This window comes from Fulvivirga sediminis, from assembly GCF_016757215.1.
Taxonomy (GTDB): Bacteria; Bacteroidota; Bacteroidia; order Cytophagales; family Cyclobacteriaceae; genus Fulvivirga; species Fulvivirga sediminis.
The window spans coordinates 339,306-365,682 of sequence record NZ_JAESIY010000007.1 but is presented as its reverse complement, the minus strand read 5'-3'; the positions used below and the strand labels follow the sequence as shown (position 1 = coordinate 365,682).

Sequence of the window (26,377 nt, the reverse complement as noted above, 5' to 3'; positions counted from 1 at the left end):
AATGAGAAAGCTATTTATTATAAGCATAGTACCGTTTCTTATTCAGTGCTCAGCAGCATCTATTGACACAGAGAAGGAAAAACCAATAATGCTATATGGTAATAATGTAGTGGTATTATCTGATTTGAGTAACCGGGTGATGAAGCCGAAAAGCGTGGCTGATACCACTATTATTTTTAATGTACTGAATGATTTAAAGCCATTGATTAAACGTTCTATGGAGCGAAATACCAGTGATTGTTTTAAATTTTATTCTGTTAATCAATATAGTATTGACAGGATAAAGAACCCTTCAATTGATTTTAAGTTCGATCTGGATATGTCAGGGTTTGAAAACCGGGAGAAAGACCGATCTGATTATCTGTTTGAAAGAACAGAAGGTAGAACTTATAGGAAAGATCTCGATAAAGTAAAATTATCTATTCAGGCAGTTTATGAATATAACCAGGGCAGTAAGTTGCTGCCTGCTGATCTCTGGTATTATCTGGATAAGGAGTTTGACAATACTGTAATTGATACTACTCATTTGGAGAAAATGGATCGGGCTCATATTTATGTGAAAAAGAAGCTTAATAAAATCATTTTGCTTACTGATGGCTACATAGAAGCCGGTAGATATGGCAATGATAAGACCATGGTAGATAAACAAAATCCTAACCGCACTAAATTTCTTAGCTCTAGTTTAATAGCAAGGTTCAGGCGGGAGTTTAACCGATCTGATTATCCTAGCATGGAGCAATTTTTTGAGGAATCAGGTTACGGACTTATTCCATTAGATAATGAGCTGCTCAGTGAAGTGGAATTATTGGTGCTTGAAATGGATGATAGAAGCATAGTTAATGGAGTAACCACAGTCTCACCTACAGATAGGGAAGTTATAATGCTTTTCTGGAAAAAGTGGCTTACTGAGTCTGGAGTAAAGCCAGAAAACCTGCATATGTATTCTACTTTCAAAGATCAGAAGGAGATGAAACAGGTAGTAGATGACTTTTTAGGAATTTAATACTGGAGAACTGTGGGCTTCGGAAACGGAAACAGGGTGCAGGGAAATAAAGGTTGAATACAACGATTATAATGAGGTTTTAGGTTAAATCAAAATTATCATACTATGGATATTTCATTGACTTCTTTTATAGACTTTGTGTTGAAGTCTGGTAGTCCTAAAATGACTTGTGCAAAACAAATAAAAAATCAAATTGCCGAAGTTTATGATCCAATTAAGGATTATTATAAACGTTTTAGAGATGCAATTCAAGAACTTCACAAACATAGAAGGCCGAAAAACGACATATCAGAAATAATTGGAGAGTTGCCATCCTCTAAATTGGAAAATTATAAGAAGATGGAAGCTGGGTATAAAAAATTCATGGGGAATAAAAAGATATCTTGGTTTCCCCCAGAGAGAGAAAATTGGTTCCACGGGAATCTTAATATACCTATTAACCCTGAAGTCGGTTTAGAGTGGAACGGAGAAAAATATTTAGTTAAGTTATACTTAAAATCTGCTAAACCTTCCTAGGATAAGATATCCTGTATTTTGGCATTGATGAGAATTACTATTCCTGAATCAGATTATTCTTTAGCTGTGTTAGATGTTAGAAATAGTAAGCTTTTTCTTTATGAAGAGAATATGTTACAACTACTGCCATTAGTGGAGGGAGAGGCAGAGTCTTTAGAGTTTATACTGGGCAAGATATAATTAAATATTAAGGTATCTAATTTTTTGCATTATTTATAAAATATTATATAATTAGATGTATGGCAAATTGTTATCAATGTGGCAACAGTGGAGCCAATTACAGAAGAACCGTTAATACAGGATATTCTGTGGGTGGGTGGTATGGAAGACGATCGGGAGGTGCCTCTTCAAGGGCATACTATGGCTTAAGAACAGTGTGTGAAGAATGTGCCGCACATGAAGATCTAAAATCATTAAAGCGAAGAGTACGGTTATATTTTATAATAGCCTTTATTCAATTGTTTTTCTTACTGAGATAAAATGAAAAATTACTATGACATTCTGGGATTAGATACTTCCGCTAGTCAGGAAGAAATAAAAAATGCCTATCGAAAGTTGTCATTAAAATTTCATCCTGATAAAAATTATAACGACTCCTTTTATGCCAGTATGTTCAAACAAGTGCATGAGGCTTATACTACTTTAGGAGATCTTACCAAGAGGGCCATTTATGATGAAAACCTCAAGCAGCAATCCGCAAAGAGGTTAAACTTTTCAAAGAATGCACCAGATTCACCCAAATATCCGGTGCCAAAGGGTAAACGAAAAAAAAGGGACGTTTGGAAGCCCGTACGCAGATGGAGATATATAAAAAGGGGATTTCTCTGTGCTAATATTTTGATGGCGTTTCTGTTATTTATTTCTTCTGACATTATCTCCAATAATCATCGTCAGGGCGTAGTAATAGCCAGAAAGGGAGTAAATGTAAGAGAAAGTCCAGCGTCTAATGCCCAGATATTAGTAACAATACCTAATAATAAAAAGGTGTTTATTATTGATGATCAAGGCCCTGAAGACTTTGTGTTAGGCCAACAAGGTCACTGGAAAAGGATTAAATATAAGAGTTATAAAGGGTGGGTATGGGGCGAGCTTATAGAAACTGATGAAAGAGAAAAGGAAACAGCTTCACCTTAAGTGTAATCTTAAGGTGAAGTACAGCTAAATTTTATTCTTGATTATTGGATATCATATAATCTGTTTTTTCCTGTGTTTTCCAGCGAGATACACCTCCATGATGAGAGCAGGCACCACGGCCTGTAGCACTGCTGGAGCTTCCATCTCTGCAAACTGCTCCTACTCGATAAGTATATAGATTTTTATGACAAGTGCCTTCGTTAATGTATTCGCGGGAAACATAGACAGTGCTACCTCGAAACTCAATTTTCACCCAATCTGTTGTGAGGCTATCAGCCACAAGGGTAACGTTATCACAATAAGAGAGCTCCCCAATAATTTCTGATTGCAAACCTTCATCACTTCTTAAATTGAGTGTTTTAGTGTTTACATAGTAACTTTGGGCAGACAATGATTCGGCAAGAATCATAAAAATAGACAAGGCAAATAATTTAATGGTTGTTTTCATTGATTAAATTAGGTTATAGTTTGAAATAGGATTAGTTCAATTGCACTTACAGCCAGTACCCACTATCCATTGACAGCATGGTCCGCCACATTCGCTCTTGGTTTTTCCTGAGCAGCCACAGTTAGCAGTATCAGGGCAGCTGGTAGAGCCACCTTCTGAGCGTAGATGTTCGCATGCCTTACGGTCATTATCTGCATCAAGGTTTTTGAGACATTCAGGGTTAGCATCAAATGCGGCTTGTGCTTGTTCTTGGGTGGTGTAATTGTCACAATTGCTATAAGGGCAAATGGGACTTGTTTCTGTGCTGCAGCTGCCTAATATGGCAAGCAGGGTTATTAAGTGAAGTGCGATTACTTTTTTCATTCTTTTTTTATGACAAGTAATAAGAATGATGTCTTAATCTATAATCACATTTCCCTTTGGCCAGATTGGGTTTCCCAATGAGGCCTATTGGTTTTCGGCCATCACTAATTGAGTTTCTTTTACAATAGCCACTATCTCTATACTCACATTTATGCCATGGTTAAAGTCTGGGTTATTTATGGCTAGATACATGGTAGTATTAATGAATTCTTTCACCTCTACTGTTCCTGATTTATAATTGACTCTTGAGCCAACGGGATAGCATGAAGAAGGCGGGTTTACCACATTCCAACACTATAGCAGAAATCTTTAAGTAAATTTCATGTGTTGAAATATGGAAAACCCTTATGATTGTAGAACTTAATTACAGCTTAATACTGTCCTGAAGATTGGGTGTTGATCCCACAATAATCAGATTCGGGTGGTTGATTAATCATGTTTAGGGCGAAAGATAGGCCTTGTGCATAATTTAAGTATTTAGTGATTTCGAGAAGTAAATTGAAGTTTTCCAGCCTCTGCTTAATTTTATCTTTATCTCTTGTAGCACTGAAAGTATAGTACCACTTTACTTCGTTCTCTGGTATAGTAAAGGGTATAAAAACTTTTGATTTCCCATTTTTGAAAGCGGCATTTGATTCACTGTTGATTTAGAAAGCCTGTGGTGATTGCCCCGTAACAGCATTATAGTATTCTTTTGAGACTACTTTAGTATTGAGCTGAACACTTTTCTTAGAGCTCTGTACACGCGTCACTTTCATTTTCCTATTTCTTTTAAATGAGTGACTGGTTGCGAAGCTTATTCCGTATATCCCTTTTTTATTAATATTGATTTTTTGATTGAGGTCCTGAAAATCATCTTTTGAAAACAGTATGTTATCATACGGATATGAAAAGACTTTGGTGGAGTTAGAGCCGTTTTTATTGGCTACTAGAATTAATGTAGTACTATCCTGACTGAAGCCTAGGTGATAATTCAGTACCAGAGCTAGAAGTAATATTCGAAATCTCATCATCTTATTTTTAAGTTAAAAGGAGAAGAAAAATTCTCTTTAGTATTTGTGGCAATCAGGACAACAGGTTTTACAACCATCAACCTTGGAGTATTCTTTTAAGGCTTTTTCAATGGCCGATTGACAATTGGAAAAGCGCCCTAAAAATGTTTTGTGAGATTTAGGTAAGTACTTGCAACTTTCTGTGTGCACTTCATAATCATTGTGAGGATTGGTGTCTGTGTGTTTATTTACCCAATAATTTTTCATAGTATTTCAATTTATGATTGCTTATTCAGGTAAATAGGATGAAATATTGAATACTGACTAATTTTATTTCCCAATCACTTATTGTACTTTCCGAACAAGTAAAAATGAACATACATTGAGTTATGATTGCACAGAATTACTTGTTGGAAAATACGTTTTTGCAACTAATACTTAAAATTGTGATGCTTAAGTTAAGGATTATAGCGCCTTAATGAGTTTGGCTCTTGTATGTTCTATCTGATTAACAATATGCCTGATTCCTTCTTGATTAATGCCTGAAGTGAAAAATATGATTTTAGTACTGGCAGAGCTCACTGTTATGCTATGCTTTCTTGAATTAAGGTAAATAACAAGAGTTAGCAGCGCTACAAAAAATAATGGAATGCTTGCATCGGCATATTGCCCCATGGCGGCAATTCCTCCTGCACCACCACATAAAATAGCTATCAGTAAGTAGACAGGTTTGCTTTCGTATCCCACTTCAATTCCGCTGATTTGATCAAGCATGAGAGAAGTGATTTTTTTTCTATATTGATATCGGATTCTGTGCGTAGTCAGAATCAGATTACTAGATTCTGATCTGGTTACTATATTTTCAAAATTCCATAATTCCATCGTTCAAGTTCAGTTGAGTTAATACACATTTTACAAATAGTTCTCTTGCTTTTGGGGAGGGTATGGACTTGCAGCAATCCTGAATAGCTCGGATTATTTTTTCCCTTCTAATAGTGGAGTCTACCGCTTGTATTTTACTAATCAGGTAGTTTACTTCCCAGGGAGTAGAGCATGAAAAATACATATAGTCCTTTTCTTTCTTTTGATTATAGTCGAGCCAATCCATCAGAATATCATCCATATTCATTCTTAATGTTTATTGTAAACCTAAGGCTTGGATCTATTGCGCAGAATTTATTTTTCCCAACGAGGATGATTAGTTTCCCAATGCGTCGTTTTTAATCTACACCGGAGAAAACCCATTGTCCGTTTTCCTTCTTAAATACATAGGTTTCATGTCGCTCCATACCAGACAAGCTGGTCTGTCTTTTCTTTATCCAATTAGTATACTTTGAGTAGGAGAGGTGCACTGAAAGGTATCTGATGTGATGATCATAGTCTACATTAACGGTATAAGTATGCTCATCTCTTTGATAGTGGCTCACTATGGTGTATTCTATTGGAGTTTTATTAATAAATCTGTATTCCAGGTCTATGGCAGGAAGTTTCAAATTATTGTTAATTATAAACATATCTGCAGTGGAGAAACCATATTTATCATAGGGAGCCAAGGCTTCTAAATTTAGCTCTAAGGCAGGCTCTACATATTTTTTGTAATTGAAATTATGGTATCCGGTAGTAAAGTAATATTCATTACGATACTGTGCTTTTAAACTCATGTAGTATTCGTAGTAATAAGTGATGTCAGATATCTGAGCCGTTTTTCCTTTTTTGGTATTTATAGTAGTTTGGTGGTCATTATTGATTTTTGCTTCCTGTAATTTAATCCGTTTTTCAATGGTTGATGCTATTACATCTTCAGGTGGCAGGTCAATATTGAGGTGATAATAAATAAACGAGGCTAATGTCATGAGTACTAAGGGAATGCTGATAGTAAGACTTCTTTGCTGAATGTTTTTCTGAGCAATACTAAACGTACTGGGAGAAGTGCCTTTGGCGTCATTAATGGTTTTAACTATTATTCTCACTACATGATCTACCCCTTCGCTGCTGGGTATGCCGTAATTATTAGCTAGGGTAGCATCAAATTCTTTGACTTCATCTTCAGATACACCATGCCAAATGGGAAGCAGTTTCCTCACTTGGTTTTCCTTTGACCAGAGGACATTATATTCTCTTCTTGGCCAAGATTTGGAGAAATAATTATGACTTAGTATGAGTACCGCATGCCGGGATTTGCTCAGTCCATCTTTTATAGTTTCATTAACACCATGGCCCATAGACAGTTGATGCCCTGCATACCAAACACGAATGCCTGATTCTTTAAGTTTATGCACCAATTCGGTGACAATACTTATTTTGTCTTCGATGGCATAAGAAATGAAGACGTCATATTCATATGTATCTGTTGTCATAGCCTATTATTTGATAGGCGTAGTTAGCTTATAGGCTCTTTTTGATCAATTTTTATTTCCGTGTGGCCCTGTTTGGTTTCCGAACCATTTATTTAACTACATTAATACGGTTAATTACCATTTCTCTGTATTGGCTGCTCATTTGTACGCTGTGTTGTGTACCCAAATTGATCATGTTGCCATTTATGCCTGTTATTTGATTAATATTTATGACATAACTGCGCGAAACTTTGACAAAATCATCGCTTTCAAATTGATCGAAAACGGTTTTTAAGCTGTTGGAAAGGATATATTTTTTGTTCTCAGTAATGATATAACTATATGCTCGGTTAGCTTCTAAGTATAAGATGTCATTATAGTTGATCATAACTGCCGATTGATTATCAGTGCGAACGAGAATACGATCAGTAAGTCTGGATTGACTATTTGAATTTTTATGGGTGGCATTATAAAATGCCAATTCTAAAGTGCGCAGCAGATCCCCCTCTTTAAAAGGTTTAGAGAGGTAACTAACGGGTCTGGTGGTTTTTGCTCTATCTACAGTTTCCTGATCAGTATGGTCTGAGAGGTAAATTACAGGGATTTGATATTTATTTTGAATGATATCAGCGGTTTCAATACCATCTAGATCACCTGCTAAATGAATATCCATTAAAATTAAATCAGGTTCTTCATTTTGTAGTACAAGTAGTGCTTGCTCTCCAGAATCTACAGTGTCGAGCACTATAAACTGATGATCTTCCAGCTTCATTTTTAAATCTTCAGCTATCAAAAGTTCATCTTCAACGATAAGTATTTTTATTCTTTCCATAAGGGGGTAAATTGAGGGTTAAAGTAAAAGATGTTTTGTTATTAGTTTCCCAGCAGATGCTGGCTTTTAGTTGTCTGCCTAAGGTCCTGATGATGTTTAAGCCCATTGAGTTTTTGGAGATACTTTCTGATTGAAAACCAGGACCGTTATCTGATATATTTAAAGTGAGTAGCGCATTTTCTTCACTTATTACAACTTCAAGGTATGGTTTACTTGAAACGGGGAAGGCATATTTTAATGAATTGCTCACTAACTCATTCACAATTAGACCCAGAGGAATGACCTTGTCTACATCTAGGTTGAGGGGTTCTATGCTTGTTTTAATAGTAGCATTGTCATTATTGTACCCATAGCTTGCCGCTAATTCATCAACTAAATCAGTAATATATTCATTTATATTCACTAACCTACTGCCTGTTTTTCTATACAGTTTTTGATGAATAATGGCCATAGCATTTACTCTGTTTTCTCCACTTTTTACGGCTTCAAGAGCATTTTCATCTCTAATGGCTCTTGATTGTAAACTAAATATACTAGATAAAAGCTGAAGATTATTCTTTACTCTATGGTGAAGTTCTTGCATAAGGGTTTCTACTGCGTGTTTGGCTGCTTTTTCCTTATTCCACCTTGTATAAATTAGTAAACCTATTATCAATAGAAGGAATGCAATTAACACCAAAGTGAAAATCCAGATTTGACGTATTTCAAGTTGGGCTTCTTGTACCTTTTGCTTTTCTTCCAGTAATGCTATCTCCCTAATTTTCTTTTCCGTTTCATATTTGATTTGCATCTCTATCAGAGACTCAATCTTTTCCTGATTGAGTAAACTATCTTTTACCGCCATTAAGCTTTTAGATATTGAAAGGGCCTCTGACTGAAGGTTCATAGCTTCATAAGCTAATATGAGGTTTTCTAAATTATCTTTTAACTCTTCTAGAAGTTTAAGATTCTTTAATTCTTCATTGGCTTGTAGTAAATACTTAAGGCCTATTTTGGGCATGTTGTTAAGCACATATAGCCGCCCCAGATTATTCAATGTAATAGAGGTGCCAGTTTTATCATTCGCTTCTTTTCTCCAGTGCAATGCCTGAGTAAGGTAGTGATGCGCCGAATCATAATTGTCAATTTCCAGATATAGTGATCCTAAATTATTCATAGCTACTCCCAAACCGAGATAATCATTAGTATGTCTCTTTATTTCCAATGATTTTTTGTAATAAACTAAGGTGCTGTCATATAGCCCTATTTTTTTAAATAGAATGCCTAAATTATTATAGGTCGCTGATATTTGACGAGGTATATTTAATGATTTCCGTAGCTTCAAGGCCAGATGGTGATAATTTAATGCCTTATCATAGTCACCTTGTTTTGAATATATGGAAGCTATGGTATTATAACATGATGCTAAATTTCTTAAGTCATTAGTCTGTTCAAAAAAAAGGGTTGCTTCTAGTAGATTTTCTAAAGCTCTATCATATACGCCTAATTCATTATAAACTTTACCCAAATTGGCACTCATGAGGGCCAGGTTAATAGTATCTTTTATCTGTAGGTATATTTCTTTGGCTTTTTGATAATAAAACATACTGCTGTCAATTTGAGAGGAGTAATGAGCAGTACCCAAATTGGAGTAAATGAAGGCCTTTTGATCAGGAATATCTTTTAGTTCTGAGTGAACAGCTAAGTACAGATATACTTTGGCACTATCATATTTTCTTAGAAGGTTATAGTTGTAAGCTATCTGGTTATACCAGTAGCTTTTAACTACAGGAGATGATTGCACAGAGTCCTTATATTGCAATAATAAGCTATGGTTATTGCTTTGTGCAAAAAGTGTATTGCTCACTAAAAGCAAGAAGAAAAGCCAACGTATCATCACCAGAAATCTATAATAAATATCTTATTAATAAAAGAAAAAGCCACCCAATATCAATGGGTGGCTTTCTAAATCTACACTATTAATAGGGAATCGATTGGCGTCACATTATTACTTGAAGGCGGCGGTGGCGGTGGTACAACAATAGGATCATCTTCTTCTTCATCACCTCCTCCTCTTAAAGGATTAACGCTTTCTTCATTACAAGCAAATATCAACGAACTGAACAGCAGGGCTGTGAGGGAAAAATATCTAAACTTTTTCATTTTTTTTAAATTCAATTTTGAGTAATGGGCTGCGGTGGACGGAAAGGACACAGTGATTCCGTACTCAAGACTAGGCCTAGTCAGAGGATTGAATTCAATGACGATTTCCGTTGAATGCAGCCGTTTAAACTGTGGGAGGTGGCCCTGCAAACTGAGAACTGTGAGGATAGTATTCCCACGTTCAATCCTGCTACAGCCTCAGTAGCAGGGCCGGTGAAGCAGCTTCGCGAAAACTGCCTCGGTGTGATTAATCAATCATTACAATACAAAGATGAGAAAATGAAAAGGGGTATTTTACTTTTGCTTTACATGTGATTATGTGTGGAATACTTTTATATATGTGCGTTTTTTGTTTATTTGAATGATGCCTAAAAAATTCACCGTAAAGCATTTAAATATGCTTTTGTCTGATTTATCAGCCAAGTATAATGTTCAGGTAGATCGCTACGGACTTGGTGTTATCGCCGATAATACTCAACTGACGCAGACATATTTGTACGAGCGTATTTATCAAAAATGTAAAAAGGCGGATGAGGATGTACTACTGAATTTAAAGCCTGGTTACATTGATTCGCTAGCAGAAAACTTGGGATTCAATAACTTTGATCATTTCGTATCCAGTAAATCTCCAGACATTCATGAGTCTTTACTGGCTATGGAAGGTAAATATTATTCTTATTTAAGAATGAATAATAAGCAGCAGGGGTATATTCTCCAGTCGCCAGTGGAAATAAGTCATCATATTATAGAAAAAAAAATGATCTTTTTACTAAAGGGGCCTAAAAGACAATATACAGGAGAGTTATCCTTTGCAGAAGGAGCTATGACAGCACTAATTCGTGGAGATGGAGGTAAAATGTTTTTTCACATTTATAAATTAGGCAAGACTACGGCTCCTGATGTTATTCAAGGTACTTTTGCCGGTACGTCTATGGGAAATGATCCTATTGCGGGTAGATGTGTACTCGTAAAACAGTCAGGAGATAACGAGTTGATCAATGAAAAGTTTAGCATCACCGATCTCAATAACTCTTCTGAGGAGAATTATAAAGCTCTCGCTAGATATTTTAAGGATTTTGAAGACAATAATGTAAGTATAAACCATCCTACTAGTTATAGCATTGAGGACTTGCATTAGTTGATCAGTAGCTGACTGAAGTATTCAAATAACTGGTTATTTCGAACGCATCTAAGCGTAATGAAGCAGTCTCGAACTTGCTTCTTCTACGTGGGACAATCTTGTTTCCACAACCCCGAAATTACTTAGTCATATATTCCTGCTATAACCAGATTTGGGAGGACGTCATTTCAGCCGAGTCAGCCTGAGCTCGTCGAAGGGTAGACGGTCAGGGCTGATCCATTATCTGGTAAAATATATCTGCTTTTAAATACTTTTTCACCTCACGACGGTACAGCAAGATTCCGATGTGGCTAAAAACAACTGGTTAATGCGAATGCAACTAAGTGTAGTTAAGCAATCTCGGACTTGCTTCTCCTTCCAACCTAGCTTGCTTTCCATAGCTTCTAGATTACTTAACCTATACCTACCTTACATTATACTTAATATTATAATCTACGCCTGTGAAACCGACATTTGCTTTTCTTTGACAAAGATTTCCCATTCTGCAAACTCTTCTTCTTTCATCACCCTTGGCATTTTTACTTGTCCGCCTTTTTTCTTTTTGGACTCTGACCATGCGTGAAAAATTTCAGGAGCGATTACTTCTACTTGCACCCCTGTCAGGGCTTTACTTCGGGCTACACCATAGTTTTTGTTTCTATTCTTTAGTTCTTCATCTATAGCCTGGGCCAAGCTTTCTGTGTCTTGTTTATGATCGGATCCTAAATACCATTTATGAATATAATCTCCATTCTCTCTTATTGCTGCTACCGTAAATTCCTGGATGGTCATGTTATATTTGTCTTCAATAGCACTAATAGCAGTATTCATTTTATCTACAGACAATTGCGATCCAACCACATTAAGGAAGTGTTTGGTGCGTCCTGTTATTACTATTTCCTGTTTGCTTTTATCTGTAAATTTAATCGTGTCTCCTATCAGGTATCTCCAAGTGCCGGCTACGGTAGATATTACCAGTGCATAGTCTTTATCTTCTTCGGCTTCATCTAGTGTTACTATGGGCGCATCAGTTTTTACCTCTCCGGTCTCATCCAGGTATTGAGGCTCGAAGGGTACAAATTCGAAATAAATTCCATTTCCTGTTACCAGACGCATATCCATGCTGTGGGACTGTGGCCTGGTTTGTAAGGCTATGAAACCTTCTGATGCCAGATAAGTGTCTATATAAATCATAGGTTTACCCATGAGCAGATCAAAGTTCTTTCGGTAAGGTTCAAAAGCTACACCTCCAGAGGTATATGCAGCCAGGTTAGGCCATATTTCGTGGATGTTATTTAGATTATTGTGCTCTATTACTTTTTTAAGCATCAGCTCTATCCATGAGGGTATTCCAGATATGGCCCCAATATCCCAATTACTAGCATTTTCGGCAATTTTTTGTACTCTTTCATCCCAATCTTCAATCTTAGATATCTGATCCCCAGGTTTGTAATAGCCTTTGAACCAAAAAGGAATGTTACTGGCACTGATGCCGCTGATTTCACCTTCTTCAAATTCACCGTTTTTCGTGAGATCGGTGCTGCTGCCCAGCATCATAATTTCCTTTTCATAAAATTCTGCAGGCATATCAAAATGAGGCATGCTGGTAATCTGTAAAATGGCCGCTTTTCTGATCGATTCCAGCATTTCATCAGTTACGGGTATGCGCTTACTATGGCTGCCAGTAGTTCCAGAGCTGAGGGCCAGGTAGTTGGGCTTTCCAGGCCAGGTAATGTTTTCCTCACCCTCCTGTATTTTATGCCACCATTCGCTCTGTATCTTATTATAATTATGAAGAGGAACACGCTCAGCAAAAGCTTTTTCCATATTGTTACTGGCCAAAATCTCTTCAAAATGATAATGCTTACCGAAGGCAGTATCTTTGGCTGTTTCTAACAATTTTTTAAGTGTTTGGTGCTGTGCCTCAGCATCAGGATAGTCATTAGTGAACTTATCTCTTATGTCAATTGCTGTTTTTATCAGATTTCCTAGTACGGCCATAGGTGTATATAAATGTAATTTTATAAAAAAGCATAGCTAAAATGATGCCTTTGTGTCTATACGCTTATGGGCAAAAATGAAGATGCCTTTAGGAGGGCGATGGTATAATAATTCCCCAAAATGTGGTTATTTTGCAACTTTTAATAATAGGAAGGTAAATATGAAGATAGCGGTAATTGGTGGTGGGGCAGCAGGCTTTTTTGCGGCCATTTCTTGTAAGCAGCATCATGCTGAAGCAGATGTTACTATTTATGAAAAGACTACCAAGTTGCTTTCTAAAGTGAAGGTTTCAGGAGGCGGCAGATGTAATGTTACTCATGCTTGTAATAATCATGTGGCGCTATCAAAATATTATCCCAGAGGGGAGAAGTTTTTAAAAAAGGCCTTTAGCCAGTTTGCGGTAGATGATACTATTAATTGGTTTGAAAGCCGAGGCGTGAGCTTAAAAACAGAGGCCGACAATCGCATGTTTCCTGTTACGGATGATTCACAGACTATTGTTGATTGCTTGCTTTCAGAAGCCAGAAGGCTAGGGGTGAAGATAAATTTGAAATGTGGAGTAAATGATGTTGAAAGAACAGGAGCTTCCTTTCAGTTACACACAGAAAGCGCTACCCAGGAAGTAGACAAAGTGATTGTAACCATAGGTGGAGCAACTAAGCCATCTATGCTTTCATGGATAGAGAAACTGGGGCACAGTATAGAGACACCTGTTCCGTCATTATTTACCTTTAATATGCCAGCAGACCCTATCCGAGAGCTGATGGGGCTTGCTGTAGAGCGGGCTACAGTGAAAGTGCAGGCAACCAAGCTCAAATCTGAAGGGCCTTTGCTTATTACACATTGGGGTATGAGTGGCCCGGCAGTGCTTAAGCTTTCAGCTTTTGGAGCCAGATTGTTGGCTGATCTTAATTATGATTTTAAGATTCAAGTCAATTGGGTGAATGAAACTGACGTAAATGTGAGAGAAATGCTAGCCGGTTTTCAACAGGCTCATACTAAAAAGAAAATGCTCAATGGGCATCCTTTTGTGCTTCCTGCAAGACTTTGGGAGTTTCTGATCAATAAAATAGGTCTTAGAATTGATATTCTTTGGGGAGAATTAGGGAACAAGGGCATCAATAAGTTAGTGAATGTGTTGATTAATGACATTTTTGAGGTGAAAGGTAAAACCACCTTCAAAGAGGAGTTTGTAACCTGTGGTGGGGTTAGCTTGACGGATATAGATGTGAAAACCATGCAAAGTCGTGTAGTTGAAGGGCTTTATTTTGCAGGTGAGGTTATGGGTATTGACGGAGTAACCGGAGGCTTTAATTTTCAGGCAGCATGGACTACCGGCTTTATTGCGGGCAAGCTTGGCTAAAAGTGCGCCATAGATCTTATCTTTGAGGTCATAGATAAGTACTATCTGATCTTATTGCCTATAGATGGTGCTTGTTATAGTTTTACAGAAAAAATATATATAATGATAGCAATAGTTTCTCCAGCTAAAACTTTAGATTTCGAAACCCCTTATTCTACCAAAAAGACTTTACCAAGATTTCAAAAAGAAGCGCTCGAGCTTATTGATGTGCTTAAGCAAAAGTCAGAACAGGATATTGAGAAGTTGATGAGCATTAGTGAAAAACTAGCTACTTTAAATGTTGAGCGGTATCACAACTTTACTCAGAAAAAGGATCCAAAACATGCCAAGCCAGCAATGCTTGCTTTTCAGGGAGATGTTTATCAAGGATTAGAAGCGGCTTCTTTTAATGAGAATGAAATAGATTTTGCTCAGGATCATTTCCGAATTTTATCGGGCCTTTATGGTCTTTTACGTCCTTTGGATTTGATACAGCCTTATCGATTAGAAATGGGGACCAGTTTGAAAGTAGGAGAGGCGAATAACCTATATGAGTTTTGGGGTGATACCATATCAAAAACTTTAAATAAAGACCTTAAAGATCAGGGGGATGATATTCTTATCAACCTGGCTTCTCAAGAGTATTTTAAGTCAGTGAATTTAAAGGCTTTTAATGGGAAAGTAATTGATGTTGAATTTAAAGATTTTAAAAACGATAAGTATAAAATTATTTCTTTCTATGCTAAAAAAGCCCGTGGAATGATGGCCAAATACATGATTAAAAATTCCATTGCTACTGTAGAAGAACTCAAAGGTTTTGATTACGATGGCTATTGGTATGATGAAAAAGATTCTACAGAAAATCTATTAGCTTTTAAGCGGAAATAATTCTACATATACTGATTGTTATTATAGCGATGTACACGATATAATAATATAGCTAGAGCGGATATAAGAAAGATATATGTCCAGTTGCCCATTTCATAACCCACATGTAATATTCCCCATAATAAGGTGAGAATAAGTGGGAAGGGTATAAATAACTTGAGCATATATCTTTCTTTTTAGGTTTTGGTTATTGGGGTTTTTTAAATTCTAAAGATTAAACGTTATCGTTATCTCCTTCAAAAAAGTCTTCTACATCCTGAGCGGCTTTTTCTACACCTGCTTTAGCTTCATTAAATCCTTTTTGAATGTCTGCTTTGGTGTTCTCCCAGTTTTCTTCAGAAGTGTTTTCTACTTCTTCTAATTCCTCGTTAAGCTCTTTTCTTTTATCTTTTAGGTTAGCTATAAGTTCATCATATTGTTTTTCTGCATCATCGCTTAATTCATCAGCTTGTTCTTTTTTCTTAGCTGTAAAACGGTCAATTTTTGCATCTATTTTTTCCAATTCACTTTTTATGTTTGCCTTTAGCTCATCTCTTTCTCTTTTAAAATCTTCTACAGTGATTTGATCATCGTTGTCCGCTTCAGTAGTTTTCTGAGCATCACACGCCACCATAGCGGTTGATAAAATAGCTGCGAATAGTAAATTAAATAGTTTCATGGTTATTCATATTTGGTTTTAGTTCTTGTTTACCTTAGAAAAAGGTGTGCCATCTTAAAAAAGCTATAATTTGAATATTATAAGGTTTTATAGAAATTATGGTGTGGTATTTTATACACGGTAGTTGATATTTATCCACCAGTAACTACACTATTTTTTCTGCTGGGCTTCTAAAAATCTCCCAAATTGATTAATTTATGTTAATGCCGATTGGCATATTATTTTCTCTATTCACACATATAAGAAAATCAATATCTCTATGGAAAAAGGTAAAATCATGTTAGGCGTTTTATTAGGTGCAGGGGTAGGTGTACTCGCCGGTATTCTCTTCGCACCCAGAAAGGGAAAAGATACATTAAAACTTATTGAAGATTCTATTGATAAGAACCTAGATGAGTTTTTTAACCATTCAGAAAAGGTTAAAGAGAAAACAGAAAAAAAGCTTGATGAGGTAGTTCACTAATTGCCTTTTTCAAAAATTCACAAAGGCCCGTTTTAAACAAACGAGGCCTTTTTTAATTATATAGCAAACTCACTGATATGAAATCACTTAAATGGTCTACAGCTCTTTTGTTTTTAGCCTTTTTACTACCGGGCTGTGAAGTAATAGGAGGAATATTCAAAGCCGGTTTTTGGACAGGTATTATTGTTGTTTTTTTAATTGTCGCAATAATAATATGGCTTGTTGTTAAGTTTCGTCGCTAAAAATAGAGTCAATCCACTTTCTGGTGGCTAATGCCAGCATTTCTATAGACTCGTCTACATTAATATTACTTTTCTTTAAGTAAGCGAATGAGTGGTCTGCGCCGTCAAAATATTTGACAGTAGATAATGATAACGGCTTTGTGACCTCATTTAAAAGTTCAGGAGTAGCCAGCTTATCTCTTGTTCCTTGTAGAAAGAACATAGGAGACTTCACTTCTTTCAGGTGATCAGCACGATCAGTAGACGGTTTACCCGGCGCGTGAAGAGGGAAACCATAAAAAACAAGACCTTTGATATAGTCTGGCTGCCATTCTGATAATAACTGAGAAGTCATTCTCCCTCCGAAAGATTTTCCAGCTGCAAATAGAGGGGTGTTGGGAAAATCCTGATGTACAGCTTTGATGATCTCTTCAATGGTTTTAGTTGCTTTTTTAGGTCGATCAGGCATTTTTTTTCCGGCTTCCATATAGGGAAACTGGTATCGCAGCGTGGAGATTCCTTGTTCTTGTAGCTTCACCGCCAAGAGTTTCATGAAAGGATGATACATTCCGGCACCAGCGCCATGGCCTATCACCATTTGAGCTATAGCATCTTTAGCATATAGCCATTGTCCACTTACAGAACCTATATCATCTGATATATAAAATGTGGTAGTAGTTTTAGTCATATTGAATGTTATCTGCTTCAAAGGTAGCATAACTGATAGAATAAAAGCAGCTTTTTAGACTAAGCTAAAATGGTAATGAAACCAATCATTTAATACCACTAAATAATTATTTAAAATTTTAGATAAAATGAGCTGCCTTCCGGAGTACTCATTGCTTCAATATTACCTTTATGAGCCCTCATTATTTGCCGGGAAAGGCTCAGGCCTATGCCGGACCCCTCTTTTTTAGTGGTAAAAAAAGGAATGAAAATATTGTCTAGCTCTTCTTGAGGAATTCCTGGTCCATTATCGTTGATCTGTATGGTGGCTTGTCCTTTATGCAGGTAGGTCATTATATGTATTTCAGCATTGTCCGTCTGTGCTAGTGCCTCTTTGGCGTTTTTGATAATATTAATTAATACCTGTTCTATTAAGTCTGGGTCTATCATTAACGATATACTATCCCCTGATAATGAAAAATGAATGTTACTCTCTTCTAATTCTTGCTTAAAAAGAGGGAGTATAGCATTGAAAAGTTCTTGAGAATTAATTGGTTGAAGTAATGGTGTGGGAATTTTGGCTAACTCTCCATAAGCATTAATGAAATTTACCAGCCCTTTACTTCTTTTATCAACGGTTTTTATACCTAAGTGTAAATCATTAAGATCTTCTTTGTCTAATGATGTGAGGTCTGCTAAGTTGCCATGTTCATCGGTAATGAGTTGAACTATTACAGAGGTGAGGGTGGAGATGGGAATAGCAGAGTTTTTTATTTCATGAGTAAGTACTCTTATAAGTCTCTGCCATGATTCTACTTCTTTTTCATCCAATTCGGCTTTTATATTTTGCAGAGAGATGAGTTTATAAGGAATTCCTTCTAATCTAATTTGTTTGGCGCTAACTGATAGGTTAAGATATTCATGGTCTATTGATAGTTTAATAAGCTCCTTTTGACCACTTTCCAAATTCTTTATTAATGTACTTAGATCTGCATTTACGATTTTTAGAGCATCGATAGTTTGTAGGAATGGCTTTTTTAATAGTTCTTTAGCTGCTTTATTTATCAGATTAATGGTATTCGTATCTTCTCTGTAGCTCAGCATGGGCACTGTAGCATGCTCTATGGTGGTTTGCAGCAGGTGATAGTTAGATTCCTTTTCTTTCCTAACATTTTGAAACGACTCCGTAATCACGTGAAAAGCATGGTGTAGATCTAAGTCTCGCTTATTGGTAAGCAGACGACTATAATTGCCACTAAAATCATTTTGCTTAATGCTTATCAAAAAACTGGTGAGATCGGTCTTTAGTTTTTCGAGATAAGTGATTAAGCGATAAAGAATAATACCACCAAACAAGAATAGCCAAAAACTGACTAACCAGAAATAAGTCTGGCTAAGAATGTAAACTCCTGATGTGATTAGTATTATAATTAATACAAGATGCGTGATGATTTTTGATCTGAATGAAAGTCTGAACTGCATAACTCTTAAATATAATACAATCTGCCTATATCTCAGGATATATAAAATTACTTAGGTAATATTTGCTAATTCTGATGAATGATTTTATATTGTATTTACAATAAATATTATACATATATTATGTTTTATGTTAAATAATAAACTAATAATATGTTTAAATAATATTAATATAATTATAGATGGCTTTAATTTTACAAATTTATGAATCATACACGGGAAATGCTCCATATAGGTAGTGTTAACCTGCTTTTGATTGATAAATGGCTTTGCGATGGAAAAATAGCTTTGGAGGAAGTAGGGGAGATCATGCCTTTTGTCTTTCACTTGGATAACATGGACCTATCTATCAAGTACTTGAATCCTGAGGGATGTCAGCAGCTTCACATAAGCCTTTCTGAGGCGCGAAGTTTAAAAGAAGCTTTTGTAACTAAATTTTATCATGCATCTTCCCATTATATAGCGCAAGACCTTAGTGAATTTTATAATAGAAATGATTATTTCCATAGCTATCATGGTATTATAAAAATGCTTTCTCCAGATACCTCCGAGTATAAAAACGCACTACTAACAGCAAAAAGGTCGCGCTTGCACAATGGTTTTTTTGTAACCACCGAGTTTATTGACAGATTGTCTTTTTCTTCTAAGAAGCTTGAGAGAATAATGGGAGAAGAGCTCTTTGTAAAGCAGCGGTATGCCTCCTTTGCCAGCCTTACTGAGCGGGAAAGAGAAATTTTGACTCTTCTCGCACTGGGTCATAATAATCCTGAAATAGCTGATTACTTATTTATAAGTAGAAAAACGGTAGAGCAACATAGAAAACACATAAATAGAAAGCTCAATATCAATTCTTTTGTAGTTCTAATGAAATATGCTCAGGCGTTTGATTTAGTTTGATCATTTATTGAATATACCTCTCCGCTATCTCTATCTAATTATTAGTGTCTTTTTTTCTCTAGCAGTGCTATATAGCCTTTTATGTCTCACATGTCTTAGGTCTGTGTTTTAGGTTTTTAATTGTCTCCTAAATTCAACACAATGCTCCAAATTGTGGAAATATAAAGAGTTACATGATGAACAAGAACTAGCTTTAAATTAATTATAAACGGGATTTGAAATCATGGTCAGGTTTTTGATGATAATGAGTCAAGATTAAAAATAATAATCAAATGGAAATAAATGATCTATACAAGCAACATGCTACTGAGTTGAGCAATTTTGTGAAGAGAAATGTTTTTGTGAAATCTTTAAGACCAACAGAAGAAAACTCCACTAGTCCGTCTGGTACTCCGGGAGGAAATGTACTGCATAGCGATTATGACCATAATCCTTTGAGTTATGAATATGTGTATAAGTGATAAGTAAGTAACTATAATCTGTACTTATTCATTTTGCGATATAAAGTACTGCGGCCAAGACCTAAAGTTTTGGCCGCTTTTGTTAAGTTACCACCGCTCTTTTCTAAAGCTTGCTTAATAGTCTGCTTTTCTACGTCTTCTACGTTCAGAGATGCTTCATTTACATTAAAGGTTACGGTTTTCTTCGTTAGAAAATCATCTTCTGTAAGTGTACCATCTGCCGACATAATAACCGCTCTTTCCACAGCATGCTGCAATTCTCTTACATTTCCGGGCCATGGGTATTGACTAAGTTTGCTCATTACCTCATCATTTACCGATAAGGACTTTTTGTCATATTTTGACCCATATTTTTTTATGAAATGGTTAATCAGTAGAGAGATATCTCCTCTTCGTTCGCGCAGTGGGGGCAAAGAGATTTCAATGGTATTAATTCTATAAACCAAGTCTTCTCTAAATTGCTCCTGATCTACCATTTCGTTGATGTTTTTATTGGTGGCAGATATTAACCGAATATCAATGGCAGTAGATTGATTAGATCCAACGCGCGTAATTTGTCTGTTTTGTAGTACTGAAAGCAGTTTGGCCTGATGTGCTAAAGTTATATTTCCTATTTCATCTAAAAACAGGCTGCCTTGATCAGCAATTTCAAAGCGACCGGGCTTGTCTGTTTTAGCATCTGTAAATGCACCTTTCGTATGGCCGAAGAGCTCAGATTCAAACAGATTATCTGATATTGCGCCTAAATCAACTTTTATAAATGCCTCTGATTTTCTTTTAGATAACTGATGAATAGCTCTTGCCACTAGTTCTTTTCCAGTGCCATTTTCTCCTAAAATAAGCACGTTGGCGTCTGTCGCTGCCACTTTTTTAATGGCATCATACACTTTTTTCATAGCCTCGGAGCTGCCAATCATTTGTCCCATCTGATCACTCAAGTCCTGATGGAGTACAGTTTTGGTTTCAGTTAGGCGTTCTATTTTTTTCTCGGATAAGGCCAGTTGGTAAACAGTATTTACCGTAGCCAAGAGCTTCTCCTTTTCCCACGGTTTCACCAAAAAGTCAGTGGCACCTTCTTTCATACAGTCTACGGCTAGCTGTATATCTCCATAAGCCGTATTCATAATTACCAGAGTAGCTGGACTCAACTCCTTGATTTTCCGAAGCCAGAATAACCCTTCGTTACCGCTGGTAGCACCAACCTTAAAGTTCATATCAAGGATGATGATATCTACAGGCTCCTTTTTTAGTAGGCTTTCCAGACTTTTAGGGCTATTTTCAGTGATGATTTTTTGGTAATGAGCCCTTAAAATCATTTTAGCGGTTATGAGAACATCATCATCATCATCAAGAATTAGAATAGTGGCTTTCTTTTTCATTAAATTAATCGACAGCTTTAATTTCCTAAATCTAAAAACTGTATCATGTTGACACAAATAAACTGTATCATTATGATACGATTAAGATCGTTTCAAAACTTTTTATTTATATAATTAATTGATATTCAGTATTTAGTAATCGTGGCATGTGTGTGGCTATTATTGAAGGAAAAGGTTAAATAGATATGCTCAAAAATTACATAAAAGTAGCTTTTAGAAGTATTGTAAAACAAAGAACATTTTCTTTGATCAATATTATCGGGTTGGCTTTCGGTCTTACTTGTGCTATTCTTATCTCATTATGGGTCAGAGATGAGTTGGCCTATGATCAGTTTCATGAGAATCATGATAGATTATATTTAACGGTTTCAGAAATCAATATAGGTGGGGAAATTTCTTACTGGAATGCCACACCATTTGCGGTAGGGCCACTTTTGGCAGAGAAGATGAGTGATGTAGAAAAAACAAGCCGTATATCAAGTGAAGTGGTGAGACTGTTTACTCATGGAGAAAAGAAGGTGAAGCCCTCAGGCATATATGTAGATTCTACTTTTTTACATATGTTTTCTTTTCCATTGGTAGAAGGAGATGTTAATACTGCTTTGGATGATCCGTATAGTGTAGTGTTATCTAAGAAATACGCAGAATCTCTTTTTGGTGATATATCAGCGATTAACAAAGTAGTGGAAATGACTGAGAGGGATAGCATTATTCAATACAAGGTTACGGGTGTATTGGAGGACTTGCCAAAACAGAGCTCGCTTGAATTCGATTTTCTCTTGCCTTTTGAGCCTCAAAGTAGCTTTTCGGACAGTGATTGGTATAATTATAATGAAACCTTATTAGTAATGCTCAGGAAGGGTGCTGATAGATATAAGGTAGATCAGCAAATACGTGATTTTATGAAGGAGTATACTAAAGAAGAAGACGGTGATGACTACACCCGGTTGCATTTATACTCTTTGAATGATTATCATCTAAAATCTGATATGAGTGCCGGTGTAGAAAAGGCTACTGGTAAAATAGAATATGTACGCATGTTCACTATTGTTGCATTGGTGATAGTGCTAATAGCAGTGATGAATTTCATGAATCTATCCACTGCTAAATCTGGATTAAGAGCTAAAGAGGTAGGAATTAGAAAGACTTCTGGAGCTAAAAGGAGTATGCTCATATTTCAATTTCTGAGTGAATCTGTTATTATAACACTGATCAGCGCAGTATTGGCTGTGACTCTGGCAGATGTATGTTTACCATTATTTAACCAGCTGGTAGATAAGCAGCTGACCATTCCTTATACTGATCCACTTTTTCTTTTGGTGATATTAGGCCTGAGCCTGCTGGTAGGCATATTGGCGGGGAGTTACCCTGCATTTTATATTTCAGGTTTTCAACCTGTCACTATCTTAAAGGGAGCCAATCATAAATCAAAATCATTTGGTGGGATTAGGCGTATGTTGGTAGTACTGCAGTTTGCCTTATCAATAGCTTTAATCAGTGGCACTATAATTATTTATGAGCAGATTCAGTTTGTAATGAACAAGGATCTGGGTATAGCCAGAGATAACCTGGTGCAACAGCCGCTGTATAAAGCCACCTTCCACAGAGAAAGTTACCTGAACGAAGTTCGTGCACTGCCAGGTGTGGCCTCAGTGGCAGCAGCAGATCAAAACCCATTGAATATCACCTCTACTTCATGGGGTGTAAGCTGGCCTGGAAGGCAAGATGAAGAAGCTCAGTTTCATGTAGTGCAGACAGATGAAGACTTTTTAAAAACCTTTAATCTAGACTTAGTGGTTGGCAGTAACTTTACAGCCGCTCCTAATGATGATAAGATCCAGTATATAGTTAATGAGGCCGCTATTAGAGCGATGGGCCTCACAGATCCTATCGGTGAAGAAATAACTGTTTGGGAAGCTAAAGCGCCTATTGTAGGTGTGGTAAAGGACTTTCATCATCAGAGTTTATTTCAAAAAATAGAGCCAGTAATTTTAAGATTGAAAAGAGATGCTACCTACAGAGCGTACATTAGGCTTACCGGAGAGCATACTTCAGAAACCTTAGGTGAGATAAAAGGCATTTTTGAAAAATATGATCAGTCATATCCTTTTACCTATTCCTTTTTAGATTCAGATCTTTCACAAAATTATGATCAGGTAACTACAGCAGGAAAACTCGCTAATATTTTTGCCATTGTAGCCATATTTATCTCATGCCTAGGCTTGTTTGGGCTCACGGCTTACATGACCGAGCAGCGCACGAAAGAAACAGGCGTGAGAAAAGTATTTGGAGCCTCCGTTTTAAGCCTTACCAGTATGTTTTCAAAAGACTTCCTTAAGCTGGTATTCATATCGTTTATCATAGCTATTCCTTCGGCCTATTATTTTATCAATCGCTGGCTGGAAGAGTTTGCCTATAGGATTGATCTCAACGCCATACCATTTCTAATAGCTGGTATTATAGCGGTATTGATAGCCTTATTTACAGTAAGTTATAATACCATAAAAGCAGCCGTAGCTAATCCTATTAACTCATTAAGACAAGAGTAATAATGATTAGGAATTATTTGAAAATCGGCATTAGAAATTTGATTAAGGGCAAGGCCTTTTCAATAATCAATATTCTGGGTTTAGCTATTGGCATGGCCGCATTCCTGTTGATTATACAGTATGTGAGGTTTGAGAAAAGTTATGAAGACTTTAATGCTAACGTAGATAACATTTACCGGGTAACCCTGGATATGTACGATGGTAATGAATACATAGTAACTGATTGTGAGACTTATGGGCCATTAGGTCCTCTATTAAAGGATAAATATCCTGAAGTAAAGGAATATGTCCGCATGTTTTATACTGATGTGGTAGAGGTAAAATCTGGCAGTGAAAGCTTTTATGAAAGTCAGGTCTATTTCGCTGATCCTTCAGTGTTAGATGTGTTTTCTTATCACATATTAAAAGGTAATAAAGAGGAAGTTCTCAATAAGCCATTTCAAGTGGTGCTCACACATTCTACAGCATTGAAATATTTTGATACTGATGATGTCTTAGGCAAATCAATGAATATAGATGGTGATGAGTATCAGGTTACAGGAGTTATGGCGGATGTTCCTCCTAATACACATATCAAGTTTGATTTGCTTTTATCTCATCAGTCTATACCTAAATTATATGATTGGTATGAAAAATATGCCTGGCAGGGTAATAATGAATATACTTACTTACTCATGCAGCCCGGAACTGATCTGGTTGCTTTCAATAAAAAGTTAGAAGAACTGTCTGAAACACTAGAAGATGTTGAAGAAGAAGTATTTAAAGCAGGGCTCATTAGTGATATTCATTTGTATTCTGATAAAACATATGAGCCTGAGCCTACAGGAGGAGCACAAACGGTTTCTTTCTTATTACTCATAGCCATTTTTATAATTGCTATTGCCTGGGTCAACTACATAAACCTATCTACTTCCAGAGCTATTAGTAGAGCCAGGGAAGTAGGAGTGAGGAAGGTGCTGGGATCAGCTAAAGGCCAATTGGTATTTCAGTTTTTATTTGAGTCGATTCTGGTAAACCTCATCGCTATCATTATAGCCTTTACGCTTATGCAGATAAGCTTACCTTATTTCAGAGATATTTCAGGCCAACCTATAGCACTTAATGTAATAACCGATTATCAGTTTTGGATATTGTTATTTGCCATTTTCATTGTGGGCAGTTTATTGTCAGGCATATATCCTGCCATGGTACTATCAAGTTTTAAGCCTGTGGTGGTTTTAAAGGGTAAACTGAAGAACTCAAACCATGGTCAGTGGTTGCGTAAGGCATTGGTTGTTTTTCAGTTTTCTTGTACCATTTTTCTGATTATTGGCACGGCAGTAGTGTATTTGCAGCTAGACCACCTAAGGACCAGAGATTTGGGGATGAAACTGGAACATACATTGAGTTTGAGAGGTCCGCAAATCAGTGAAAATGATTCTATTCTCGATGTAAAGCTTCAAGGATTCAAAAACCAAATACTTAATTATCCGGATATTCAAAACGTGGCATTTTCAGAGTCAGTGCCAGGCCTTAGTTTACATGAACTGAGCAGCACAACTGGAATAAAAAGATTGGGAGATAATTCAGACGCAGGTAATGGCTTAGTCTATTATGTGATAGCAGCTAACGCTGATTTTGTACCTACACTAAGCATGGAGGTAATAAGTGGGCATAATTTTGATAACACTACTGCCCAGGGCAGTCAAATACTGATTAATGAAAGAGCGGCGGAAGTGTTAGGCTTTGAATCTCCAGAAGCCGCTATTGGTGAAGAGATTACCTATTATTATGATCGACAGCCCTCTACAGTCATTGGTGTTATAAAGAACTTTTATCAGAGATCTCCGAAAGATAGCCATCTGCCTATGTTGTTTCCATACAGACCTGTGGAAGACTATATTTCCATTAAAATTGGAGGTAAAGACACTAAAAGCACCATGAGTACTATAGAGAAAGAATGGAATACCTTGTTCCCTGAAAGTACTTTTGATTACTTTTTTCTAGATAAAACTTATGATCAGCAATTTAAGGCTGATGCCAATTTTGGAGCAGTAATAACTGTGTTTGCAGTTCTGGCTATATTCATTGCTTGCCTTGGTTTGTTTGGACTTTCTTCCTTTAACATAGCTCAGCGCAATAAGGAAATGGGCATCAGAAAGATATTAGGTGCCTCTTTGGGTGAAATAGTGACTTTGTTGTCTAAGGGTATAGCCATTTCTATTTTAATAGCTAATGTTTTGGCTATTCCTCTGGCTTATTTCTCTTTAAAAGAATGGTTAGCGAGTTATATTAATCATATAGAATTATCATGGTGGTTATTCGTATTTCCATTGTTCGTTGTAGGGCTTTTGGCTATGGTTACTATAGGTTTCAATACCATAAAGACAGCCATAGCTAATCCGGTAGACTCTTTGAGGCAAGAGTAATGACTATGTTAAAGTTAACTCGAGTTAATTTTAACATAATTATTTGATTATCAATTTATTAAATTCTATAATTTAAAAT

30 protein-coding genes are annotated in these 26,377 nt (G+C 36.4%); 15 read left to right on the top strand and 15 right to left on the bottom strand.

The features are described 5' to 3' along the window. The first annotated feature begins 1 nt into the window (after position 1). The 5 genes from JL102_RS14680 (at position 2) to JL102_RS14660 (ending at position 2,653) form a co-directional block, all read left to right on the top strand. Positions 2 to 1,003: a hypothetical protein gene (locus JL102_RS14680; protein ID WP_202245166.1), complete on the top strand. Its 1,002-nt coding sequence runs from the start codon at positions 2 to 4 to the stop codon at positions 1,001 to 1,003. 105 nt (positions 1,004 to 1,108) lie between these two features. Continuing rightward, complete coding sequence (locus JL102_RS14675) at positions 1,109 to 1,519, top strand: hypothetical protein (protein WP_202245165.1); 411 nt, start codon at positions 1,109 to 1,111, stop codon at positions 1,517 to 1,519. A gap of 18 nt (positions 1,520 to 1,537) precedes the next feature. Further along, positions 1,538 to 1,699 carry a hypothetical protein gene (locus tag JL102_RS14670; protein WP_202245164.1) on the top strand — a complete coding sequence of 54 codons (162 nt, stop codon included), beginning with the start codon at positions 1,538 to 1,540 and terminating at the stop codon, positions 1,697 to 1,699. Positions 1,700 to 1,758: 59 nt separating this feature from the next. Then, positions 1,759 to 1,998: a hypothetical protein gene (locus JL102_RS14665; protein ID WP_202245163.1), complete on the top strand. Its 240-nt coding sequence runs from the start codon at positions 1,759 to 1,761 to the stop codon at positions 1,996 to 1,998. Position 1,999: 1 nt separating this feature from the next. Continuing rightward, the gene (locus JL102_RS14660) at positions 2,000 to 2,653 is read left to right on the top strand and encodes a DnaJ domain-containing protein (protein ID WP_202245162.1); all 654 of its coding nucleotides are present in this window, start codon (positions 2,000 to 2,002) and stop codon (positions 2,651 to 2,653) included. Positions 2,654 to 2,684: 31 nt separating this feature from the next. Here JL102_RS14660 and JL102_RS14655 read toward each other — a convergent pair whose 3' ends face one another. The 10 genes from JL102_RS14655 to JL102_RS14610 form a co-directional block, all read right to left on the bottom strand. Then, complete coding sequence (locus JL102_RS14655) at positions 2,685 to 3,101, bottom strand: SH3 domain-containing protein (protein ID WP_202245161.1); 417 nt, start codon at positions 3,099 to 3,101, stop codon at positions 2,685 to 2,687. A gap of 36 nt (positions 3,102 to 3,137) precedes the next feature. Further along, positions 3,138 to 3,464, bottom strand: coding sequence for a hypothetical protein (locus JL102_RS14650; RefSeq protein ID WP_202245160.1), 327 nt, complete (start codon positions 3,462 to 3,464; stop codon positions 3,138 to 3,140). A gap of 84 nt (positions 3,465 to 3,548) precedes the next feature. Continuing rightward, on the bottom strand, positions 3,549 to 3,749 hold the full coding sequence (locus tag JL102_RS14645) for a hypothetical protein (protein ID WP_202245159.1): 201 nt from the start codon (positions 3,747 to 3,749) through the stop codon (positions 3,549 to 3,551). Positions 3,750 to 4,111: 362 nt separating this feature from the next. Continuing rightward, on the bottom strand, positions 4,112 to 4,477 hold the full coding sequence (locus JL102_RS14640; RefSeq protein ID WP_202245158.1) for a hypothetical protein: 366 nt from the start codon (positions 4,475 to 4,477) through the stop codon (positions 4,112 to 4,114). A 444-nt stretch (positions 4,478 to 4,921) separates the two neighbouring features. After that, a complete protein-coding gene (locus JL102_RS14635) occupies positions 4,922 to 5,338 on the bottom strand; it encodes a hypothetical protein (protein ID WP_202245157.1) in 417 nt (138 codons plus the stop codon). Then, positions 5,319 to 5,579, bottom strand: coding sequence for a hypothetical protein (locus JL102_RS14630; protein WP_202245156.1), 261 nt, complete (start codon positions 5,577 to 5,579; stop codon positions 5,319 to 5,321). The genes JL102_RS14635 and JL102_RS14630 overlap by 20 nt, the downstream gene beginning before the upstream one ends. A 97-nt stretch (positions 5,580 to 5,676) precedes the next feature. Continuing rightward, complete coding sequence (locus JL102_RS14625; protein ID WP_202245155.1) at positions 5,677 to 6,813, bottom strand: toll/interleukin-1 receptor domain-containing protein; 1,137 nt, start codon at positions 6,811 to 6,813, stop codon at positions 5,677 to 5,679. Between the two features lie 88 nt (positions 6,814 to 6,901). Next, positions 6,902 to 7,624: a response regulator gene (locus tag JL102_RS14620; RefSeq protein WP_202245154.1), complete on the bottom strand. Its 723-nt coding sequence runs from the start codon at positions 7,622 to 7,624 to the stop codon at positions 6,902 to 6,904. Then, entirely contained in the window at positions 7,596 to 9,500 is a 1,905-nt protein-coding gene (locus JL102_RS14615; RefSeq protein WP_202245153.1) for a tetratricopeptide repeat protein, read from the bottom strand. Before JL102_RS14615 ends, JL102_RS14620 begins: the two co-directional genes overlap by 29 nt. Before the next feature lie 74 nt (positions 9,501 to 9,574). Beyond that, positions 9,575 to 9,766, bottom strand: a complete 192-nt coding sequence (locus JL102_RS14610; protein WP_202245152.1) for a hypothetical protein — start codon at positions 9,764 to 9,766, stop codon at positions 9,575 to 9,577. A 114-nt stretch (positions 9,767 to 9,880) separates the two neighbouring features. Between JL102_RS14610 and JL102_RS14605 the strand changes: the two genes are divergently transcribed. Together JL102_RS14605 and JL102_RS14600 are read left to right on the top strand one after the other, a co-directional pair. Further along, complete coding sequence (locus JL102_RS14605) at positions 9,881 to 10,081, top strand: hypothetical protein (protein WP_202245151.1); 201 nt, start codon at positions 9,881 to 9,883, stop codon at positions 10,079 to 10,081. A gap of 46 nt (positions 10,082 to 10,127) precedes the next feature. Further along, on the top strand, positions 10,128 to 10,904 hold the full coding sequence (locus tag JL102_RS14600; protein ID WP_202245150.1) for a hypothetical protein: 777 nt from the start codon (positions 10,128 to 10,130) through the stop codon (positions 10,902 to 10,904). 435 nt (positions 10,905 to 11,339) lie between these two features. Here JL102_RS14600 and JL102_RS14595 read toward each other — a convergent pair whose 3' ends face one another. Continuing rightward, the gene (locus JL102_RS14595) at positions 11,340 to 12,887 is read right to left on the bottom strand and encodes a GH3 family domain-containing protein (protein ID WP_202245149.1); all 1,548 of its coding nucleotides are present in this window, start codon (positions 12,885 to 12,887) and stop codon (positions 11,340 to 11,342) included. 52 nt (positions 12,888 to 12,939) lie between these two features. Here JL102_RS14595 and JL102_RS14590 point away from each other — a divergent pair, with 52 nt between their 5' ends. Further along, positions 12,940 to 14,250 (top strand): BaiN/RdsA family NAD(P)/FAD-dependent oxidoreductase, encoded by a 1,311-nt coding sequence (locus JL102_RS14590; RefSeq protein ID WP_317191643.1) that lies wholly within the window; start codon positions 12,940 to 12,942, stop codon positions 14,248 to 14,250. A 102-nt stretch (positions 14,251 to 14,352) separates the two neighbouring features. After that, positions 14,353 to 15,117 carry a peroxide stress protein YaaA gene (gene yaaA, locus JL102_RS14585; RefSeq protein WP_202245148.1) on the top strand — a complete coding sequence of 255 codons (765 nt, stop codon included), beginning with the start codon at positions 14,353 to 14,355 and terminating at the stop codon, positions 15,115 to 15,117. A 214-nt stretch (positions 15,118 to 15,331) separates the two neighbouring features. Here yaaA and JL102_RS14580 read toward each other — a convergent pair whose 3' ends face one another. Continuing rightward, positions 15,332 to 15,775: a sll1863 family stress response protein gene (locus tag JL102_RS14580; protein ID WP_202245147.1), complete on the bottom strand. Its 444-nt coding sequence runs from the start codon at positions 15,773 to 15,775 to the stop codon at positions 15,332 to 15,334. A 259-nt stretch (positions 15,776 to 16,034) separates the two neighbouring features. Here JL102_RS14580 and JL102_RS14575 point away from each other — a divergent pair, with 259 nt between their 5' ends. Together JL102_RS14575 and JL102_RS14570 are read left to right on the top strand one after the other, a co-directional pair. Further along, the gene (locus JL102_RS14575) at positions 16,035 to 16,238 is read left to right on the top strand and encodes a YtxH domain-containing protein (protein WP_202245146.1); all 204 of its coding nucleotides are present in this window, start codon (positions 16,035 to 16,037) and stop codon (positions 16,236 to 16,238) included. A 77-nt stretch (positions 16,239 to 16,315) separates the two neighbouring features. Further along, positions 16,316 to 16,480, top strand: coding sequence for a hypothetical protein (locus JL102_RS14570; protein WP_202245145.1), 165 nt, complete (start codon positions 16,316 to 16,318; stop codon positions 16,478 to 16,480). On the opposite strand, the gene JL102_RS14565 is transcribed toward JL102_RS14570, so the two are convergent. Together JL102_RS14565 and JL102_RS14560 are read right to left on the bottom strand one after the other, a co-directional pair. Beyond that, complete coding sequence (locus JL102_RS14565) at positions 16,464 to 17,168, bottom strand: alpha/beta hydrolase family protein (protein ID WP_202245144.1); 705 nt, start codon at positions 17,166 to 17,168, stop codon at positions 16,464 to 16,466. The genes JL102_RS14570 and JL102_RS14565 overlap by 17 nt on opposite strands. Positions 17,169 to 17,257: 89 nt before the next feature. Further along, complete coding sequence (locus JL102_RS14560; protein ID WP_202245143.1) at positions 17,258 to 18,607, bottom strand: sensor histidine kinase; 1,350 nt, start codon at positions 18,605 to 18,607, stop codon at positions 17,258 to 17,260. A 201-nt stretch (positions 18,608 to 18,808) separates the two neighbouring features. Between JL102_RS14560 and JL102_RS14555 the strand changes: the two genes are divergently transcribed. Together JL102_RS14555 and JL102_RS14550 are read left to right on the top strand one after the other, a co-directional pair. Next, entirely contained in the window at positions 18,809 to 19,501 is a 693-nt protein-coding gene (locus JL102_RS14555) for a response regulator transcription factor (protein WP_202245142.1), read from the top strand. 272 nt (positions 19,502 to 19,773) lie between these two features. Then, complete coding sequence (locus JL102_RS14550; RefSeq protein WP_202245141.1) at positions 19,774 to 19,962, top strand: hypothetical protein; 189 nt, start codon at positions 19,774 to 19,776, stop codon at positions 19,960 to 19,962. An 11-nt stretch (positions 19,963 to 19,973) separates the two neighbouring features. Here the strand turns inward: JL102_RS14550 and JL102_RS14545 are convergent, their stop codons facing one another. Continuing rightward, a complete protein-coding gene (locus tag JL102_RS14545; RefSeq protein ID WP_202245140.1) occupies positions 19,974 to 21,341 on the bottom strand; it encodes a sigma-54-dependent transcriptional regulator in 1,368 nt (455 codons plus the stop codon). Positions 21,342 to 21,526: 185 nt separating this feature from the next. Between JL102_RS14545 and JL102_RS14540 the strand changes: the two genes are divergently transcribed. Next, positions 21,527 to 23,890 carry an ABC transporter permease gene (locus JL102_RS14540; RefSeq protein ID WP_202245139.1) on the top strand — a complete coding sequence of 788 codons (2,364 nt, stop codon included), beginning with the start codon at positions 21,527 to 21,529 and terminating at the stop codon, positions 23,888 to 23,890. A 2-nt stretch (positions 23,891 to 23,892) separates the two neighbouring features. Next, the gene (locus JL102_RS14535; RefSeq protein WP_202245138.1) at positions 23,893 to 26,298 is read left to right on the top strand and encodes an ABC transporter permease; all 2,406 of its coding nucleotides are present in this window, start codon (positions 23,893 to 23,895) and stop codon (positions 26,296 to 26,298) included. Positions 26,299 to 26,377: the final 79 nt, after the last annotated feature.

Excerpts from the sequence above, each read along its gene's own strand:
- JL102_RS14660 (WP_202245162.1), top strand. The coding sequence starts at position 2,000 with ATGAAAAATTACTATGACATTCTGGGATTAGATACTTCCGCTAGTCAG.
- JL102_RS14555 (WP_202245142.1), top strand. The coding sequence starts at position 18,809 with ATGAATCATACACGGGAAATGCTCCATATAGGTAGTGTTAACCTGCTT.
- JL102_RS14625 (WP_202245155.1), bottom strand. The coding sequence starts at position 6,813 with ATGACAACAGATACATATGAATATGACGTCTTCATTTCTTATGCCATC.
- JL102_RS14570 (WP_202245145.1), top strand. The coding sequence starts at position 16,316 with ATGAAATCACTTAAATGGTCTACAGCTCTTTTGTTTTTAGCCTTTTTA.
- JL102_RS14575 (WP_202245146.1), top strand. The coding sequence starts at position 16,035 with ATGGAAAAAGGTAAAATCATGTTAGGCGTTTTATTAGGTGCAGGGGTA.
- JL102_RS14640 (WP_202245158.1), bottom strand. The coding sequence starts at position 4,477 with ATGATGAGATTTCGAATATTACTTCTAGCTCTGGTACTGAATTATCAC.
- JL102_RS14620 (WP_202245154.1), bottom strand. The coding sequence starts at position 7,624 with ATGGAAAGAATAAAAATACTTATCGTTGAAGATGAACTTTTGATAGCT.
- JL102_RS14615 (WP_202245153.1), bottom strand. The coding sequence starts at position 9,500 with ATGATACGTTGGCTTTTCTTCTTGCTTTTAGTGAGCAATACACTTTTT.
- JL102_RS14665 (WP_202245163.1), top strand. The coding sequence starts at position 1,759 with ATGGCAAATTGTTATCAATGTGGCAACAGTGGAGCCAATTACAGAAGA.
- JL102_RS14580 (WP_202245147.1), bottom strand. The coding sequence starts at position 15,775 with ATGAAACTATTTAATTTACTATTCGCAGCTATTTTATCAACCGCTATG.
- JL102_RS14650 (WP_202245160.1), bottom strand. The coding sequence starts at position 3,464 with ATGAAAAAAGTAATCGCACTTCACTTAATAACCCTGCTTGCCATATTA.
- JL102_RS14610 (WP_202245152.1), bottom strand. The coding sequence starts at position 9,766 with ATGAAAAAGTTTAGATATTTTTCCCTCACAGCCCTGCTGTTCAGTTCG.
- JL102_RS14655 (WP_202245161.1), bottom strand. The coding sequence starts at position 3,101 with ATGAAAACAACCATTAAATTATTTGCCTTGTCTATTTTTATGATTCTT.
- JL102_RS14535 (WP_202245138.1), top strand. The coding sequence starts at position 23,893 with ATGATTAGGAATTATTTGAAAATCGGCATTAGAAATTTGATTAAGGGC.
- JL102_RS14630 (WP_202245156.1), bottom strand. The coding sequence starts at position 5,579 with ATGGATGATATTCTGATGGATTGGCTCGACTATAATCAAAAGAAAGAA.
- JL102_RS14680 (WP_202245166.1), top strand. The coding sequence starts at position 2 with ATGAGAAAGCTATTTATTATAAGCATAGTACCGTTTCTTATTCAGTGC.
- JL102_RS14540 (WP_202245139.1), top strand. The coding sequence starts at position 21,527 with ATGCTCAAAAATTACATAAAAGTAGCTTTTAGAAGTATTGTAAAACAA.
- JL102_RS14560 (WP_202245143.1), bottom strand. The coding sequence starts at position 18,607 with ATGCAGTTCAGACTTTCATTCAGATCAAAAATCATCACGCATCTTGTA.
- JL102_RS14635 (WP_202245157.1), bottom strand. The coding sequence starts at position 5,338 with ATGGAATTATGGAATTTTGAAAATATAGTAACCAGATCAGAATCTAGT.
- JL102_RS14605 (WP_202245151.1), top strand. The coding sequence starts at position 9,881 with ATGCAGCCGTTTAAACTGTGGGAGGTGGCCCTGCAAACTGAGAACTGT.
- JL102_RS14595 (WP_202245149.1), bottom strand. The coding sequence starts at position 12,887 with ATGGCCGTACTAGGAAATCTGATAAAAACAGCAATTGACATAAGAGAT.
- JL102_RS14550 (WP_202245141.1), top strand. The coding sequence starts at position 19,774 with ATGGAAATAAATGATCTATACAAGCAACATGCTACTGAGTTGAGCAAT.
- JL102_RS14545 (WP_202245140.1), bottom strand. The coding sequence starts at position 21,341 with ATGAAAAAGAAAGCCACTATTCTAATTCTTGATGATGATGATGATGTT.
- yaaA (WP_202245148.1), top strand. The coding sequence starts at position 14,353 with ATGATAGCAATAGTTTCTCCAGCTAAAACTTTAGATTTCGAAACCCCT.
- JL102_RS14675 (WP_202245165.1), top strand. The coding sequence starts at position 1,109 with ATGGATATTTCATTGACTTCTTTTATAGACTTTGTGTTGAAGTCTGGT.
- JL102_RS14600 (WP_202245150.1), top strand. The coding sequence starts at position 10,128 with ATGATGCCTAAAAAATTCACCGTAAAGCATTTAAATATGCTTTTGTCT.